Genomic DNA, 711 nt, shown 5'->3' with positions numbered 1-711 from the left:
CGGGAGGTGGCGGGCCTCGTGGAGCGCGGCGAGGCTGCCGACCACTCGTACTGGTGGAACGACACCCGGGACCCGGGCAGCGGGCCGTTCGACACCGTCGAGCGCCCGAAGGAGGCGCTGGCCGACCTGGCGACGCGCACCGAACTGAGCTGGCCGACGGACTTCCTGCCCCGCGCGAACGTCTCGATGGCGGTCGACGTGCTGACCGCCCCCGGTGTCCTGGACCTCGCCATGACCGCCGACCCGGCGATCATCACGCGCGCGGGAATGGAGCAATTCCTGCGCGGCGTCGAGCAGTTGGTCGTCACCGCCGCGCTCGCCCTGGGGGAGGAGTGAGCGCGCGCTACGCCGGCGTCGCCTGGACGGGCGCGGGCTACGAGGTCGAGGTCGTCGACGGCGCCGGGCGCAGGGCGGCCGAGCCGAGCCGCTGGGGCGCCGCCGACGTCGCCGAACTCATGGCCTGGCTCGAGGGCTTGGGCAGCGGCGGCCGCGTGCCGGCCGTGGTGCTCGACAGCACCAACGGCCTGCTCGACGGTCCGATGACGGCGGCCGGTCTGGAGGTGTACCGCGCGGATCCGTGGGTGCTGCCGCAGCGGCCGCACTTCGGCTCCGTCCCGGCCGCGCGGCTGGCGGAGCAGGCCTGGAGCGCGCCCGCCACGCTGGCGCGGGTGACCGCCGAGGGCGGCAGCCTGACCGGCCGCGCCGAGGAGT

2 pseudogenes are annotated in these 711 nt (G+C 75.9%); both read left to right on the top strand.

The window, feature by feature from the left end:
- A pseudogene (locus tag PUR71_RS00145) lies at positions 1-336 on the top strand (condensation domain-containing protein); the annotation flags it as partial.
- A pseudogene (locus PUR71_RS00140) lies at positions 333-711 on the top strand (polysaccharide deacetylase family protein); the annotation flags it as partial. The pseudogenes PUR71_RS00145 and PUR71_RS00140, both read left to right, overlap by 4 nt.

The sequence above is a fragment of the Streptomyces sp. SP17BM10 genome, from assembly GCF_036322405.1.
GTDB lineage: Bacteria > Actinomycetota > Actinomycetes > Streptomycetales > Streptomycetaceae > Kitasatospora.
This window is presented reverse-complemented; position numbering and strand designations above follow the sequence as displayed.